Origin of the sequence: Thalassospira sp. MCCC 1A02491, assembly GCF_001613785.1 — a bacterium.
GTDB classification, from domain to species: domain Bacteria; phylum Pseudomonadota; class Alphaproteobacteria; order Rhodospirillales; family Thalassospiraceae; genus Thalassospira; species Thalassospira povalilytica.
The window spans coordinates 101,664-116,735 of record NZ_LPVX01000032.1 but is presented as its reverse complement, the minus strand read 5'-3'; the positions used below and the strand labels follow the sequence as shown (position 1 = coordinate 116,735).

At 55.3% G+C, this 15,072-nt stretch carries 16 protein-coding genes; 3 read left to right on the top strand and 13 right to left on the bottom strand.

The window, feature by feature from the left end; translation table 11 throughout:
- Positions 1 to 17 precede the first annotated feature (17 nt).
- From ccoG to ccoN, 5 genes are all read right to left on the bottom strand, one after another.
- Complete coding sequence (ccoG, locus tag AUQ42_RS14670) at positions 18 to 1,517, bottom strand: cytochrome c oxidase accessory protein CcoG (protein WP_231856784.1); 1,500 nt, start codon at positions 1,515 to 1,517, stop codon at positions 18 to 20.
- A gap of 307 nt (positions 1,518 to 1,824) precedes the next feature.
- A complete protein-coding gene (ccoP, locus tag AUQ42_RS14665; RefSeq protein ID WP_068519839.1) occupies positions 1,825 to 2,697 on the bottom strand; it encodes a cytochrome-c oxidase, cbb3-type subunit III in 873 nt (290 codons plus the stop codon).
- Positions 2,698 to 2,712: 15 nt separating this feature from the next.
- Entirely contained in the window at positions 2,713 to 2,874 is a 162-nt protein-coding gene (locus AUQ42_RS15695) for a cbb3-type cytochrome c oxidase subunit 3 (RefSeq protein WP_082817886.1), read from the bottom strand.
- A gap of 16 nt (positions 2,875 to 2,890) precedes the next feature.
- Positions 2,891 to 3,622 (bottom strand): cytochrome-c oxidase, cbb3-type subunit II, encoded by a 732-nt coding sequence (gene ccoO / locus AUQ42_RS14660; protein ID WP_068519838.1) that lies wholly within the window; start codon positions 3,620 to 3,622, stop codon positions 2,891 to 2,893.
- A 14-nt stretch (positions 3,623 to 3,636) separates the two neighbouring features.
- Positions 3,637 to 5,094, bottom strand: a complete 1,458-nt coding sequence (gene ccoN, locus AUQ42_RS14655) for a cytochrome-c oxidase, cbb3-type subunit I (RefSeq protein ID WP_068519837.1) — start codon at positions 5,092 to 5,094, stop codon at positions 3,637 to 3,639.
- Between the two features lie 418 nt (positions 5,095 to 5,512).
- Between ccoN and AUQ42_RS14650 the strand changes: the two genes are divergently transcribed.
- The 3 genes from AUQ42_RS14650 to pgk all read left to right on the top strand — a co-directional run bounded on the left by AUQ42_RS14650 (position 5,513) and on the right by pgk (position 8,372).
- Positions 5,513 to 6,031, top strand: coding sequence for a hypothetical protein (locus AUQ42_RS14650; RefSeq protein ID WP_068519836.1), 519 nt, complete (start codon positions 5,513 to 5,515; stop codon positions 6,029 to 6,031).
- Between the two features lie 108 nt (positions 6,032 to 6,139).
- On the top strand, positions 6,140 to 6,985 hold the full coding sequence (gene dapF, locus AUQ42_RS14645; protein ID WP_068519835.1) for a diaminopimelate epimerase: 846 nt from the start codon (positions 6,140 to 6,142) through the stop codon (positions 6,983 to 6,985).
- 190 nt (positions 6,986 to 7,175) lie between these two features.
- The gene (gene pgk, locus AUQ42_RS14640) at positions 7,176 to 8,372 is read left to right on the top strand and encodes a phosphoglycerate kinase (RefSeq protein WP_068519834.1); all 1,197 of its coding nucleotides are present in this window, start codon (positions 7,176 to 7,178) and stop codon (positions 8,370 to 8,372) included.
- Between the two features lie 71 nt (positions 8,373 to 8,443).
- On the opposite strand, the gene AUQ42_RS14635 is transcribed toward pgk, so the two are convergent.
- The 8 genes from AUQ42_RS14635 to AUQ42_RS14600 form a co-directional block, all read right to left on the bottom strand.
- Complete coding sequence (locus AUQ42_RS14635; protein ID WP_068519833.1) at positions 8,444 to 8,686, bottom strand: hypothetical protein; 243 nt, start codon at positions 8,684 to 8,686, stop codon at positions 8,444 to 8,446.
- Between the two features lie 200 nt (positions 8,687 to 8,886).
- On the bottom strand, positions 8,887 to 9,870 hold the full coding sequence (locus tag AUQ42_RS14630; protein ID WP_068519832.1) for a squalene/phytoene synthase family protein: 984 nt from the start codon (positions 9,868 to 9,870) through the stop codon (positions 8,887 to 8,889).
- Between the two features lie 129 nt (positions 9,871 to 9,999).
- Positions 10,000 to 10,677: a hypothetical protein gene (locus AUQ42_RS14625; protein ID WP_068519831.1), complete on the bottom strand. Its 678-nt coding sequence runs from the start codon at positions 10,675 to 10,677 to the stop codon at positions 10,000 to 10,002.
- A gap of 225 nt (positions 10,678 to 10,902) precedes the next feature.
- Positions 10,903 to 11,739: an alpha/beta fold hydrolase gene (locus tag AUQ42_RS14620; protein ID WP_068519830.1), complete on the bottom strand. Its 837-nt coding sequence runs from the start codon at positions 11,737 to 11,739 to the stop codon at positions 10,903 to 10,905.
- Between the two features lie 35 nt (positions 11,740 to 11,774).
- The gene (locus AUQ42_RS14615; RefSeq protein ID WP_068519829.1) at positions 11,775 to 12,581 is read right to left on the bottom strand and encodes a methyltransferase domain-containing protein; all 807 of its coding nucleotides are present in this window, start codon (positions 12,579 to 12,581) and stop codon (positions 11,775 to 11,777) included.
- A gap of 76 nt (positions 12,582 to 12,657) precedes the next feature.
- Positions 12,658 to 12,846, bottom strand: coding sequence for a hypothetical protein (locus AUQ42_RS14610; protein ID WP_068519828.1), 189 nt, complete (start codon positions 12,844 to 12,846; stop codon positions 12,658 to 12,660).
- An 85-nt stretch (positions 12,847 to 12,931) separates the two neighbouring features.
- Positions 12,932 to 13,477, bottom strand: a complete 546-nt coding sequence (locus AUQ42_RS14605; RefSeq protein WP_068519827.1) for an RNA pyrophosphohydrolase — start codon at positions 13,475 to 13,477, stop codon at positions 12,932 to 12,934.
- A gap of 43 nt (positions 13,478 to 13,520) precedes the next feature.
- Positions 13,521 to 15,053: a divergent polysaccharide deacetylase family protein gene (locus AUQ42_RS14600; protein ID WP_156480892.1), complete on the bottom strand. Its 1,533-nt coding sequence runs from the start codon at positions 15,051 to 15,053 to the stop codon at positions 13,521 to 13,523.
- Positions 15,054 to 15,072: the final 19 nt, after the last annotated feature.

Below are 15,072 nucleotides of genomic sequence, written 5' to 3'. Positions count from 1 at the left end.
CCAAAGCGTTTTCACGATCAGCGGTCGGTCTTGGGACCGGCAAATACTGTATCATATGTTTCGGTGTTTCCGGTTTCCGTATCGGTCACCGTGAATTCGAACGGTGTTGCATCGCCATCAAGTGCCGACGGATCGGCGGCAATGAACACACGGAAACTGCCAACCCGGTCCGGCGCCACTTCAAGATCAAAGGTGCCTTTCTGGTTCGGGGTCTGACCGATGATCTGGAAATCCGAAATCGTCAGGCCGGAAACCGTCAGTTCATAGGTTTTCAGCGACTGTTCCTTGTTGAGCAACTTGACCGTATAGCCATTGCGGACATCGCCATCAGACAGGGTAACAAATAGCGGGTTGCGGTCACGCAGCACGTTGAGTTCAAGGACTGAGCGGTTCAAAAGACCGAACATCATCACCGATGCCACCACGGTCAGGATGGCTGCATAGAAAATGGTGCGCGGGCGAATGATGCGAACACGGGTTGCCTTGCCTTGGGCGCGAAGCTGGGTGTTCTGGACCGAGTCAAACCGGACCAGATCACGCGGAAAGCCGACCTTGTCCATGATGTCGTTGCAGGCATCAATACACAGGCCACAGCCAATGCATTCCATCTGCAGGCCGTCGCGGATATCAATGCCGGTCGGGCAGACATTCACACAGGCACGGCAATCAATGCAGTGGCCGGTTTCGGGCACTTCGCCACGGGTCAGGTTTTTGCGTTTAAGCGGCCCGCGGGCTTCCCCACGCCATCCTTCATAGGTGACGATCAGACTTTCATCATCCAGCATTGCCGACTGAAAACGCGGCCAAGGACACATATAGGTGCAAACCTGTTCGCGGGCCCAGCCAGCCAGAAGATAGGTCGAGAAAGTCAAAAACGCGATGGTGACATAAACAGCCAGCGTCGCATTGCCGGTAAAGACATCGACGATGACGGTCGGGGCATCGTTGAAATACAGAACAAACGCGCCGCCGGTTGCCATGGCAATGGCAATCCAGGCCAGATGGGTTGCACCGATTTTCCAGAATTTCTCGAACGTCCATTTCGACTGATCAAGTCGGACACGCGCGTTGCGATCGCCCTGGATATAACGTTCGACCAGCATGAAAAGATCGGTCCAGACCGTCTGCGGGCAGCCATAACCACACCAGATACGTCCAAACAGCGAGGTTGCCAGAAACAGACCGATTGCCGCCATGATCAGGATGCCGGTGATGTAATAGACTTCCTGGGGCCAGATTTCGATGAAGAAGAAATAGGCGCGGCCAAGGTCCATGTCGATCAGAACAGCTTGATCGGGGGCGCTTGGTCCACGGTCCCAGCGGATCCATGGCACCAGCCAGTAAATCGACAATAACGCGATCAGTGCGAACCATTTGAGGTTGCGGAACCGACCGGAAACGCGTTTGGGATAGACCTTGTCACGCGTTTTATAAAGCGGTTGATCGTCATAGTCGCTGCCATCACTGACAAGCGGGCTGGCGGTGTGTTCGGCATCGGGATGCGGCAAGCTGGACATGGCCATTTTCGCTACCTGGTTAGTGCTCCCTACCGTGCTGATGGCGGTGGTTTTGCGGGAAACCGCCAGTCGGAGCAAACGGCCAAGCTGTCAGACAGAAAGTTCAATTTGTCAGCAGCTTTTCGGGGCAGGCTTTCATTATTCAAATCTGAGCCTGAAAATACGAAAGGTCCGCCTCAGTAACCATGATACATGTCAATTTACGACGTGAAGATCATGGGAAAACTGCGACGGACATCTCGTTTCGGACAAAGTGCCCGGAATAAAAAGGGCCGATGATAGATATCACCGGCCCTGGCAGTCTGTTTTACTGGCCGCCACCCAAAGAGTGGACATAGACCGTCAGCATCTTGATGGTTTCTTCGTCAAGACGGCCTTCCCATGCCGGCATCACGCCACGGCGCGAATTGGTCACGGTTTCGGTGATGGTAGCTTTGTCGCCGCCATACAGCCAGATGGCGTCTGTCAGGTTCGGTGCACCGAGTTCCTGAATGCCTTTGGCATTGTCACCATGGCAGGATGCGCAGTTTTCTTCGAACACGATCGCACCACGATCAGCCGCGGCCTTGTCGGTTGCGCGGTCGGTGAAGTGCAGGACATATTGCACAACATCGTCGATCTGATCGCGTTCAAGCAAACCGTCACGGCCAAAGGCCGGCATGTCATTCATGCGGGTGTCTTCATTGGCATCCCAGCGGATCCCGACATGCAGGGTTTCGTTGATGGTTTCGAGTGTCCCGCCCCAAAGCCATGCATCATCCTGAAGCGACGGGAAGCCCGGATTGCCCGATCCGCCCGTACCGTGACACGGTGCGCAATTGTCGGCAAAGATCGCCTTGCCACCGGCCATCGAGAAGTTCAGAAGTTCCGGATCGCTGGTGATTTCCGTTACATCGAGTGCCGCAAGGCGTTCCATGAACGGAGCGCGTTCGGCAGCAACATTGTTCAGGGTTTCATGCAGCTGGGTACGGTTGGTCGTCCCGAACATCCCCTTGAGATAGTCATTGGCGGTCGGCCAGGACGGATAAACCACCCAGTAACCGATTGACCAGATTACGGTCACCCAAAAAACATAGACCCACCAGGACGGAAGCGGTGTGTTGAGCTCCTTGATACCGTCCCATTCATGGCCGGTGGTCTCGCGCCCGGATACCTGGTCTTTTTCGACATGTGTCGGCATTACTCTGTTCTCCCCTTAATCCTGATCCCGCAGCGGAATCCGGGCGTGTGCTTCCATGTCCCGATTGCGCTTTTTGCTTGGCCACATGACCCAGGCAATGATCGTGCTGAACAGAAGCATCAGCCACAGTCCCCACAGGGGGCGGAAAAAGTCAGCGAGTTGCGTAAAGAATTCCATGACGTTCCCCTTTGCCCTAGCGCAGGTTCATCTGCGGGTTATAGGTGGTGAAGTCGACCATCCGGCCCAGGACCTGCAGATACGCAATCAGCGCATCCATTTCGGTCAGTTCTTCCGGTTTGCCGTCAAAATCACCTGTTGCCGCATTCGGGTAACGAGCAAGGAAATCATCGTCATAGGCCGCATCCTCGCTGGCCTGCAGGTAAAGGTCTGCCTTGGCCGTCTCGATCATTTCGTCGGTATAGGGAACCCCGACCATACGAAGTGTTTCGAGATGGGCCTGTGCGTCATCGAAGTTCAGTTTGCGTTCAGCAAGGAACGGATAACCCGGCATGATTGATTCCGGCACGACAGAGCGCGGATCCTTCATGTGGGCCACATGCCAGTCATTGGAATATTTCCCGCCGACACGTGCCAGGTCCGGACCGGTACGTTTCGATCCCCACTGGAACGGGTGGTCATACATCGATTCCGCGGCAAGGCTGTAATGGCCATACCGTTCGACCTCGTCACGGAACGGACGGATCTGCTGGGAATGGCAGTTATAGCAGCCTTCACGGATATAGATGTTGCGACCAGCCTGTTCGAGCGGCGAATAGGGACGTACCCCTTCGACCTTTTCGATGGTCTGTTCCATCGTGAACAGCGGCACGATTTCCACGATGCCACCAATGATGATGGTCAGGAAAATGCCAAGGATCAGAACGAAGACGTTCTTTTCAACGATATGGTGTTTTTTAAGAAGCATATCTCGTTCCCCCCTTATTCGGCTGCAACAGTGGCAGGTGTGCCGATCGGAGCTTCGTTACGCAGATCGCCCTTGATCGTCTTGTAGACGTTCCAGACCATCAGCAGCGAACCAAGAACAAACAGCAGGCCGCCGGTTGCGCGAATGATGTAGTAGGGATGCATCGCCTCAACGGTTTCGATGAAGGAATATTGCAGGAAGCCCAGTTCGTCATAGGCGCGCCACATCAGGCCCTGCATGATCCCCGAAACCCACATCGAGGTGATGTAAAGAACAATCCCGATGGTCGCCAACCAGAAGTGATGCGACACCAGACGCATCGAATACAGGCGTTCGCGATTCCACAGAACCGGGATCAGGAAGTAGATCGCACCGAACGATACGAAGGCAACCCAGCCAAGCGCACCGGAATGCACGTGACCAATGGTCCAGTCGGTATAGTGCGAAAGTCCGTTGACGGCCTTGATCGACATGACCGGACCTTCGAAGGTCGACATGCCATAGAAACCGACAGCAGCAACCATGAAACGCAGGACCGGGTCGGTACGCAGCTTGTCCCAGGCACCCGAAAGTGTCATCAGACCGTTGATCATCCCGCCCCAGGACGGCATCCACAACATGATCGAGAAGGTCATGCCAAGGGTCTGCGCCCAATCAGGAAGGGCTGTGTAGTGCAGATGGTGCGGACCAGCCCAGATATAGAGGAAGATCAGCGCCCAGAAGTGAATGATCGACAGGCGATAGGAATAAACCGGACGTTCGGCCCGTTTCGGGATGAAGTAATACATCATGCCAAGGAAGCCGGCCGTCAGGAAGAAGCCAACCGCGTTATGGCCGTACCACCACTGGGTCAGGGCATCCTGAACACCAGAGAACATCGAATAGGACTTGGTGCCGGTCAGCGATACCGGAATGGCAAGGTTGTTGCCAAGATGGAGCATCGCGATCGTGACGATAAACGCCAGATAGAACCAGTTTGCCACATAAATGTGCGGTTCCTGACGTTTCAGCAGGGTACCGACAAACATCGCCAGATAGCAGACCCAAACCAGGGTAAGCCACAGATCAACAAACCATTCCGGTTCGGCATATTCGCGGCCCTGGGTGGTGCCGGTCACGTAACCGATCGCGGCCATCACGATGAAAAGCTGATACCCCCAGAATACAAATGCAGGCAACGCCGTGCCGCCATAAAGCGGGGTGCGGCAGGTGCGTTGAACCACATAGAAGGAAGTCGCCAGCAAAGCGTTACCACCAAAGGCAAAGATAACTGCCGAGGTGTGCAATGGGCGCAGACGCCCAAAGTTCAGAAATTCATTGTCGAAATTGAGCGCCGGAAATGCGAGCTGCCAGGCGATGACATCACCCACCAGAAATCCGACGACTCCCCAAAATACGGTCGCGAGTGCGGCCCAGCGCACAACGTCCATATTATAATTAACAGCAACCGCAGGCGATGCTGTCTGTGCCATGCTCCCTTGGCCCATGCTTGACTCCCGTTCAAGGTGTTCGGGGCAACTGTCCAGACCCTCTCGGACAGTTTCATCCGTCCCCGTGAATAACCCGATCCGAGGAAGGGTTATTCACCTGCACTTGAAGCCCCACCCACAATGCATCCCGTTTGAAACAGGGACGCATTGAACCTGGCGAGGTTTCCCATTCAGTGCGGCGAGTATGCGGGCACATGACCCAAAAGCCATTGATGTACGTCAATACAGGCGCGCAATACCCGCTGGAAATTCAATCATGGGATTCCATGTTGTCGCCGGACGGGGACCTCAAGTGTTGTGGCTGTTTATGCGCCCCAACGCATCCAAACGTGTTGATGCACATCAAGGTTGACCGGATTTATTTGCGGCATGATCGGGTAAATTCCAGAGGACGGTAATCATGTCAGAAGCCTATCAGGCACATCCCCTTACATCGCACACTGCGGATATGACGTATCCGCTGGTGCAGATGATGCAGGTCGATATGTCTTTTGATCGATGGCGTGCCTTTGTCGACCGGTATTGTCTGCCGGTTGGCGATACGGGGGCGGACTCTGGCCTGGCGGGGGCAACCGATGCCGACCAGCTTTTATGGCAACGCCAGCGCGGCATCATCGTTCTGTCCAACGAGCGCGGCTATATCCACGGTCTGTTTTCCTATTATGTGCGTGATGACATGACCGACGGGCTTGTCCTGCATGTCGATAATGTCATGGCGGTGGAAATCGTGGCGGGTGCGTATGTGTTTGATGCCATGCGCGATGCGATGAACCGGCTGGCGCGCGATCATAAATGTGCCAATGTGTATGTTTCGCTTGGCGAATGTGACGGGCGTTTGCGCGATTATTTTGCCAAGGCCGGTTTCGTGCCAAGCAAGGTCCGCTATTGCGCACCGGCAACCCCGAAACTGTCAGCCTGACAGCATTTCCAAATCCGTAAAGACGCCTGCTTGCGCCGGGGCATATTCGTGCTACATCCGGGTAAGCGATATGTGGACGGGCCCCGGAAACAGGACTATAAGGCGGGTATGAACGGTATTCCTTTTGTCAAAATGCATGGTCTGGGAAATGATTTCGTTGTCTTTGACGGACGACGCGATCCCGCTGTGCTTGATCTTGATAACGCAACCGCTGCCCGGATTGCAGATCGCAAAACCGGTGTGGGGTGCGATCAGTTGATCGTGATCGAACCGGCCCGCGATGATCTTGCCGATGCCTTCATGCGCATCCGCAACAATGATGGCGGCGAGGTCGAGGCATGTGGAAATGCCACGCGCTGTGTTGCCAGCATCGTCATGGGCGAGCTTGGCCGCAATGATGCGATCATTGAAACCGTGGTTGGCCTTCTTGATGCCAATGGTTTGGCTGATGGTCAGGTAACCGTGGATATGGGGCAGGTCCGGCTGGACTGGCGTGATATCCCGCTGTCAGAAGCGGTTGATACCAACCATATTCCATTGTCGCTTGGTCCGCTTTCGGACGCAGTCGGGGTCAATGTCGGCAATCCGCATGCGGTCTTTTTTGTCGATGACGCCGAAGCCGTCGATATCGAAAAATTCGGACCGATCCTTGAACATCACGAAATGTTTCCCGAACGCGCCAATATCGAAGTGTGCAGCATCATCGGCGAAAACCAGATCCGGATGCGTGTCTGGGAACGCGGTGTCGGTGTGACGCGTGCATGTGGTACCGGTGCCTGTGCGGTCGGCATTGCGGCGGCCCGTCGCGGACTGACCGGGCGCAAAACCGATGTCATTCTTGACGGGGGCAAGCTTACGATTGAATGGTTGCCCGATGACCATGTCCTGATGACCGGACCGGTCGCAACCAGTTTCCAGGGCTTCCTGCATTCATCCCTGTTGGGTGCGCACTGATCAGAAATATGTAACCGGCCCGCATGGTGATGTTGGCCGGTTAATTTTTTTACAGGTACTTTTACGGACCCCTTCGGGCCTTGCGTCGATTGTCGTGATCGGGCAAAACAGGGCCCAACAGGATCGGGTCCGATCCATGTCGGGACGCCCGCCTCCCGTCTTTTGTGAAACTCAAAAGCAGGTTCAGATAATGGCTGACTTTAATACGCTTGACGGTGTCAATGTCGCTGGCAAGCGCGTATTGCTGCGCGCTGATCTTAACGTTCCGATGAAGGATGGTGTTGTTGGTGATACGACCCGCATCGACCGCACCGTTCCGGGCCTGATCGAACTGGCTGATGCCGGTGCCAAACTGGTGGTCATCACCCATTTTGGTCGCCCGAAGGGCCAGCGCGTTGCTGAAATGTCGCTCAAACCGGTTGCCGATGCCCTTGCCAAACAGTTGGGCCGCCCGGTGAAATTTGCCGATGATTGCATCGGTGATGCGGCGGCAAGCGTGGTCAACAGCCTTGAAAACGGTGAAATCGCGCTTCTGGAAAACCTGCGTTACCATGCAGAGGAAGAAAAGAACGACCCGGCATTCGTGGCCGAGCTGGCCAAGCTTGGCGATGTTTACGTCAATGACGCGTTTTCCTGTGCGCACCGTGCCCATGCCTCGACCGAAGGTCTGGCGCGCGCACTTCCGGCTTATGCCGGTCGTTTGATGCAGGCTGAACTCGAAGCATTGGGCAATGCGCTTGAAGCCCCGAAACATCCGGTGATGGCAATTGTTGGTGGTGCCAAGATTTCGACCAAGCTTGATCTTCTGGGGAACCTTGTTGCCAAGGTCGATCAGCTGGTGATCGGTGGCGGCATGGCCAATACGTTTTTGGCGGCCAAGGGTGTCAATGTTGGCAAATCGCTGTGCGAGCATGATCTTCTTGAAACCGCGCGCGAGATTTTCAAAAAGGCCGACGCCGCCAATTGTGAAATCGTTCTGCCGGTTGATGGTCTGGTCGCCAAGGAATTTGCCGCAAATGCACCGCATGATGTGTCTGACATCAATGACGTTGCCAGCGACGGCATGATCCTGGATGCCGGTCCGGAAACCATCGTCGATCTGAACAAGCGTCTGGAATCTTGTGAAACGCTGGTCTGGAACGGGCCGCTTGGTGCGTTTGAAATCACCCCGTTTGATACGGCGACGGTTTCGGTTGCCCAGCATGCGGCAAAACTGACCAAGGCAGGCAAACTTCTGTCGGTTGCCGGTGGTGGTGACACGGTTGCTGCCCTTCGCCATGCGGATTCCGATCAGGACTTTTCCTATGTCTCGACGGCGGGCGGTGCGTTTCTGGAATGGCTGGAAGGCAAAACCCTTCCGGGTGTTGCTGCCCTTCGCGCCAAGTAAGATTGCCGGTCAAGAATTCACGAAAACCCCGCCATCTGGCGGGGCTTTCTTTTGGGCAGCCTGAAATGGCTTTAGGTCTTTTCGGGATAGAAAATGATGCCGATGCTTTTGATCACGGGCGGGATTGATCGGATCACATGGGCCAATCCGAGAACCAGAACCCCGTGGGATGTGCCGACATTGCCGGTCATGACATCATCAACCAGGGTATCGCCCGTATCGTTTAAGGCGGTGAATAACAGGATAAATCCGACTGTCGCATCAACCCACTGATTGCGCACCCAGGTTTCAACCTTTTTAAGCAGCGGAAACATCACTTGACCTCTTTGACGTCGTTAAGTGAGGCCGCAAACAATTGGCTTTGGCAAGCCTGTGCAAAATGTCCGAATATTTCGCAGCGGGCCTGTTTGCACAGTCCGGTTCGATGCGGCCGATGGTTCTTGTCTTGTCGGGGCATGAAATATGATGCGCGACCCTGGCAGGAAGGTCGAGCATGTTTGCACGATCCGGGGACTTATTGCTGATTGACGTCAGGCAGGCTGTTTTGTGCCGAGCTTTTCATGATCGCATCGCGATCTTTCAGGAAGCTGGCATAACCGTTTTCCATCATGGCACCGCCCAGTTCGATATAGACCGTGAACAGGCGCGATAAAGTATCGGCCTCGTCGGTATCAAGAATCGAAAGAAGCTCGCCCGAGCGCGCCTGACCTGTTTCGAAATGCTCCCAGGCATGTTCAAGCAGGATGCGCCCAAGGTAATCAAGATTTTCGAACTTGGCCTGACCGATGGCGTTGCGGATTTCGCCAAGCGTGATGTCGGCAGCAATCAGCATTTCGGACGGAATGGTGACAAGGCGGTCCGGGCCTTTGATATCTTCGGGAAGATCACGCAGGATGTGAATGATATAGCAGAAAATCGCCATATCACGCGCGTGATAGATCGGCGGGTTGGTCAAGGGCGACGTATAGCCGATTTCCGGATCGTATCTGGCCGAAAGAAGATAGACAAAGATCGATGCCGGTGCGGCGGTTGCCCCTTCGCAATAGGCGATGAAATCATCCCATTCATCCATCGGTTCTTCGGCAACATCGCGATGCAGCGCATCGGCAAGGGCAACCCATGGTTCGGGCGAAAGATCGCTGCGTCCAAGGGTCAGGCGCAATGCGTCATAGACATCACCGCTGAGCGGGCCGGTTTCCGGCAACGGGTTGTCAGCACCGGCTTTGGCGGAAATGATCTGGGCCTGCCACTGATTGATGGTTTCCAGAACGGTTTCACGCTGTGCATGACGTTCGGCATCGGGCAGTTCAAGAAAGCCGTCATCAACAATGTCGTCAATGACCCGCATCGAGGCATAGCTTGCCAGAAAGAAACGCTGGCGTTCCGGGGACAAACGCATGGCCGCACGGTAAAGATTGGCATTTTTGGCCGCAGCAAGTGCATTGCATGCCTCAAACGGGGCGCCAAGTACGGCCTTTGATGGGAGCGAATGGCTCATGCGTGTCTAAATGTCCCTGAATATCCCGGTGGATTATCTTTCCAAGAGTCATACAGGACTGCCCGTCCTGTGCAACAGGGATTTCCCGTGACAGCCCGGAAATGATCACACCGGGTATACACCCAATGATCAGAATTCGATCCGGTAGCTGGCGGTCAATCCCAGCATGGCGTCAATACCGTCAAGGATGCTTTGTTCCGGATGGGGTGGTGCCATATTGCGCGACACACTGCCATGCAACCCGATCCAGATATCTTCAAGCGGCATATAGGACAGAGACGCAGCAAGACCGGCATCGTGAAAGGCATTGTCACTGTCAGAGAACAAAACCTGGCTGCGCCGTTGATCGGGCGTATAGCCACCGGTCTGATAGTTCCCGATATTTTCCGATCGGGTTGAACCCAGTTCGACAAACGGCCCGACTGCAATGCCGAGTTCAGGCACCGGCGCATAGCCCAGGCCGATTTGCGCGCTAAGTGCGTTGGTGCGGGTATTTCGGTTGCTGTCGATTTCAAGCCAGAACTGACTGGCATTTTCGGGATCTTGCGCATCCTGTAATGCAGGTCCGATCATGATGCTGTTTTGTGTGCGGCTGGAAAAATAGCGGCCGATCCCGTTTGATCCGGCCGGTGGCAGAATGCCCGCGCCAAGATCCGTGCCAAAGGTCAGGCGTGAGGATGCCGGGACCTGTGTGCTGTCTGCCGACTGGGCGAAAACAGCCGAAAACAGACCCGAACCCGCAGTCATCGCGGTGGCCAGAAATGCAGTACAGATCGAGGTTTTAGCCAAATGCGGTTTCATCATCATGCCGCCTGTTCCCACAGGTGATCTAACGGTCACAGCAATCAGCGCACTGGTCAGGGGACCCCCATTACTGGAAGTCAGGCAAGTTTCGGTGTCGGTCCCATACCAACCATGTCGTGTCCGTGCCTCCACATTGACTGCGGCATTGTCACGGCGTGAACTTCATCAGGGGATTTTTTTAAGATGGCGTCAACAGACGGTTCGCGTGTGTTACGCGCACCACTGGCTTTAGCGCCCCAAAAAGTCCCTGATAGCGTTGATTTGTGCTTTGTCATTCAAATGGGGTGCATGTCCGCAGTTCGCCACTGCAAAAACCGGCATTTCGGGTTTTTTATTTTTCATTTTCTCGACAATCGCCTTGGGGATGAGGTCGGATTGTGCGCCGCTGATCAGCATGACCGGGCAGGGCAGGGCGTCAAAAACGTCCCAGGCATCAAAGGAATCAATATGTTCGGCAAAGATGCGCATGACTTCGGGGTCGTAATGCATCATGAAATTGCCGTTTGGCAGGCGTCGTACGGAACGGGACGCCAAAAACGCCCATGTTGCATCGTCGGCCACCCCGAACGGGGCATAAACCAGCCGAACCAGTTTTTCGACGTCATCAATGGTTTCAAATTCGGGTGATGCGCCGACATAGGATTTGATACGCGCCACCGCGTCCGGATCAAGTTCGGGCCCAATATCGTTAAGAACCAGCTTTTCAATCCGTCCGGCAACTTCGGCGGTGGCATAAAGCCCGATCAGGCCCCCCATGGATGTCCCGATCCAGTCACAGGTTTCTATGCCGAAATGGTCGAGAAGCTCGAACATCTGCGCGACATAAAAGGGCACGGTATATTCACGGTCCGGATCCTTGGCCCAGCCGGAAAAGCCGCGCCCGATCATGGTCGGGCACAGAACATAGTACTGATCGGTGAAATGGGGGGCGACATGATCAAAATCATCAGCCAGCCTCGCCAGACCATGCATCATGATCAATGGCCGTCGGGACGGGTTGCCCCATGCCCGGACATGGACCTCGTACCCGCAGCATTTGACGAAATGTTCGCGAAATTCTGCCATGGTGCGGCTCCTTGTCAGGGAATGGTTCGGTGGGGTTAGCTTGGGCGTTTGCGCGCAACCATGAAAAGACGGTTGAACGGAAACAGCGTGCGGCCATCATCGCGGATCGGATAAACCTGATTAAGGCGTTCCTTGTATTTCGCGGTAAAGGTCGCGCGTGCCGCGTCATCAGGAAGGGCAGCCATCACCGGGCGCAGGATGGTCGAACTGGTCCAGTTATAAACCGCATCCGGCCCGTTCAGGACATGACAATATTGCGTCTGCCACAGATCGATCTCATCGCATGACGGTGCGAGAACATCGAAATAATCGCCCGGACGCATGATACGGGCTGCGTGCATGGCCTGTGCCACTTCCTTGCGCCAGTCCATGCCAGCTTCGCCGATCAGCTGATGACTTGGTGCCAGGAAATTGTTGGGAACCTGAATGGCGATCATGCCGCCCGGACGGACAAAGTCCAGAAGGCGGGGAAACAGGGTCGAGTGATCGGGCACCCAATGCAAGGCCGCATTGGAAAACAGAAGATCGACCTGCTCGTCAGGTTGCCAGGTGGCGATATCGGCCTTTTGCCAGTCAATGTTTTCGGATCGTTTGCGCGCGGTGTCCAACATCTCGTCAGATGAATCAACGCCGACAATACGGGGACTGTCATCGTTGTCCGTTGCAAAGGCATCGGCAAGAATTGCGGTCACCGAACCGGGACCGCATCCCAGATCAACGATATGGCGCGGGGAAAAGCCGCTGGCTGCTTTTGGCAGGCGGCCAATCAGATCAATGGCAGGTCGCAGGCGTTCATTGCCAAACAGACCGTAACGGGCAGGATCCCAATGTGTATTGCTCATGGTTAATTCCTAGAGCCTTTTGGGGGAATTTAAAAGCATTGATGCCGGTTACGGCTGTATCTGGCACAGCGCGTGATCAGTGATCGGCTGCATCAAGCTGATCATAATACCCCTTGATCAGGTGGAACATGAACAGCACAGCACCGACAAACAGGGCCAAGCCGACAAAATAGGAATAACCGTCATGCGAGCCTGACGCATAGAACAGTCCGAAAAGACCGACCACAATGGTCAGAACACCAAAGATAAACCGATCCGTACCCATATTGGAGCTCCTCTAAGTCGTAGGTGTCTGATAATTCGTAAAATTTAGCGAAAAGAAAGCAGCGATCAAGCCGCGTTCTGGTCCTTTATGCCTTTTTCATTTTACGAATTCTTTGCGGTACATCACGAAATGCCTCGGCAAGTTGCAAATAAACGGGCCGTTTGAACGGTACGATCATGTCGGGCAGCGTCGCCAGGTCGTTCCAGCGCCAGGCATCAAATTCCGGGTTGGGCACATCGATATTGATATGCTTGTCCTTGCCGGTGAACTGCATGGCAAACCATTTCTGCTTTTGGCCGCGATACTTGCCCTTGAACGCCTTGCCAATCAGATGGTCTGGCAGATCATAGGTCAGCCAGTCGGGCGTTTCGGCGATGATTTCAGCCTTGTCGGTGCCGATTTCTTCCTTGAGCTCGCGCAGGGCGGCTTCAATCGGGGTTTCGCCATCGTCAATGCCGCCCTGTGGCAATTGCCATGCGCCTTCAAATCCGAAACGGTTGCCGACCCAGACCAGGCCATCCTTGTTAAAAAGCGCAATACCGACACAGGGGCGATAGGGCAGGTCTTCGGCCTTTACCCTTGTGGCATCGGTTGAGTTCGTATCGGACGGGGATGCGGATTTGTCAGCCATGATTTCTCCTGGGTGATCGGGGCCGGGTGCGTTTGGCGTCCGGTCACTGACTTTCGATGGTGGCGGCGGGTTCGTCTGCGGTATTTTCAGCCGGATTGTTTTCGGCTTCCTGTGCCATGATTTCGCTTTCGCGCTGTTCGGCTTCGCGGCGTGCGGCTTCTGCTTCGGCGGCGGATTGCGGGGTGACCTGCATATTGGCAATTGCACTGACCGGGGCCAGTTCGACGCCCTGTCGTTTCAGGCGCAAGGCCCAGTTGCGCAGGCGCTGAATGGTGACGGGATAGGATTGAGCAAAGCCGACAGCAACGCCGTTGCGTTTGGCAAGCTGGACCAGATCGGCAAGTCTTGCATCAATTTGGCGGCGGCTGGGAACCTGATCGATCAGAATGTTGCCAACCGCGTTTGGCGTTCCGGCATTTGATGCCAGTTGCGCGCCATAGCTTGCCATGCCGCTGCGCGTACCTTCGAGATACATCAGACCCGAACGCGATACGAATTCAATGATCGGGCGGATGGCGCTATCAAGGCTTCCGAATTTTGATCCTTCGTGGCTGACCAGTCCGGCATAGCCGGGGAACTGTGCAAGCAACCATTCAAGCCGCACAAGGTTTTCACCCTCTGACAGGGACGTCAAAAGCGCGCGCGGCCCCGGATCGGAAAGCGGGAAATCGGCCGGTTCCATCGGCAATTCAAGAAAGACTTCGTGGCCCATTTCGCGGGCCTGTTCGGCAACGGTTTTGATGTCGCGGCTATAAGGTGAAATGCCCAGCGAAATATTAAGCGGCAGATCATTGATCGCGGTTTCGGTGCGGGCTTCATTCAGGCCAACCCCGGTCAGAATGATCGCGACATATGGTTGCCCGTCGGTTTTTTCAAAGGGCCGCTTATAGGCATCAAACGGTGTGGTGCCATCATCGGCAATGCGCGGGACACGGCCGAAACTGCCTTCTTCATCCAGACCGGGCAGCGGGGCCTTGCGCAAGGGATCGGGTTCGATCGGATCGTCAATCGATCCTTCTTCGGCGATGATGGCGGCCAGTTCTTCGGGGCTTAGTTCGGTATCGGGGGCAACACCGTCAGCCTGATCGGGTGGCCCGACCAGATCGGAGACACCGGAAAGCTGATTGGTAATGTCTTCGGCGGATTGTGGGGTGCCATCGGGACCGACATCGCCGTTATGCTGGGCGCGTTCGCGTTCCTGCATGTCGCGCACACCGCGCGCGATTTCTTCCTGGAGTTCGCGCTCCGACCCTGGCACAGCCACCAGGGCCTCGGGGCTGCCAAGATGAAACAGCCGCCAGCCGGTTTCCGGATCAAGGATCGGGATCAGCGCAACCGCTGTCGCCCCGAAGGGCGACAGGAAGACCAGAATGATCAGAATTTTCGACAGCCAGCTGCGCCGTGATTTCGGCCGCTTGGGCAGACGCTTGATCTGAATTTCGATCGGAAGTTCGTTAAAGGGCAGGTCATCAAGATTGACTTCTTCAGCGTCAGTCATCCCGTCGCCAAGGTCGTCGGCCAGCGCGCCGGCCATGTCCTCGTCGAGATCGCCATCCTTCTTCTTTCGGAATGGCAAGGAATTTAGGATTTTCCTG

What these genes read in the sequence shown, in the direction of transcription:
- ccoG (WP_231856784.1), bottom strand. Translation starts at nt 1,517, where the DNA reads ATGTCCAGCTTGCCGCATCCCGATGCCGAACACACCGCCAGCCCGCTT.
- ccoP (WP_068519839.1), bottom strand. Translation starts at nt 2,697, where the DNA reads ATGCCGACACATGTCGAAAAAGACCAGGTATCCGGGCGCGAGACCACC.
- AUQ42_RS15695 (WP_082817886.1), bottom strand. Translation starts at nt 2,874, where the DNA reads ATGGAATTCTTTACGCAACTCGCTGACTTTTTCCGCCCCCTGTGGGGA.
- ccoO (WP_068519838.1), bottom strand. Translation starts at nt 3,622, where the DNA reads ATGCTTCTTAAAAAACACCATATCGTTGAAAAGAACGTCTTCGTTCTG.
- ccoN (WP_068519837.1), bottom strand. Translation starts at nt 5,094, where the DNA reads ATGGCACAGACAGCATCGCCTGCGGTTGCTGTTAATTATAATATGGAC.
- AUQ42_RS14650 (WP_068519836.1), top strand. Translation starts at nt 5,513, where the DNA reads ATGTCAGAAGCCTATCAGGCACATCCCCTTACATCGCACACTGCGGAT.
- dapF (WP_068519835.1), top strand. Translation starts at nt 6,140, where the DNA reads ATGAACGGTATTCCTTTTGTCAAAATGCATGGTCTGGGAAATGATTTC.
- pgk (WP_068519834.1), top strand. Translation starts at nt 7,176, where the DNA reads ATGGCTGACTTTAATACGCTTGACGGTGTCAATGTCGCTGGCAAGCGC.
- AUQ42_RS14635 (WP_068519833.1), bottom strand. Translation starts at nt 8,686, where the DNA reads ATGTTTCCGCTGCTTAAAAAGGTTGAAACCTGGGTGCGCAATCAGTGG.
- AUQ42_RS14630 (WP_068519832.1), bottom strand. Translation starts at nt 9,870, where the DNA reads ATGAGCCATTCGCTCCCATCAAAGGCCGTACTTGGCGCCCCGTTTGAG.
- AUQ42_RS14625 (WP_068519831.1), bottom strand. Translation starts at nt 10,677, where the DNA reads ATGATGATGAAACCGCATTTGGCTAAAACCTCGATCTGTACTGCATTT.
- AUQ42_RS14620 (WP_068519830.1), bottom strand. Translation starts at nt 11,739, where the DNA reads ATGGCAGAATTTCGCGAACATTTCGTCAAATGCTGCGGGTACGAGGTC.
- AUQ42_RS14615 (WP_068519829.1), bottom strand. Translation starts at nt 12,581, where the DNA reads ATGAGCAATACACATTGGGATCCTGCCCGTTACGGTCTGTTTGGCAAT.
- AUQ42_RS14610 (WP_068519828.1), bottom strand. Translation starts at nt 12,846, where the DNA reads ATGGGTACGGATCGGTTTATCTTTGGTGTTCTGACCATTGTGGTCGGT.
- AUQ42_RS14605 (WP_068519827.1), bottom strand. Translation starts at nt 13,477, where the DNA reads ATGGCTGACAAATCCGCATCCCCGTCCGATACGAACTCAACCGATGCC.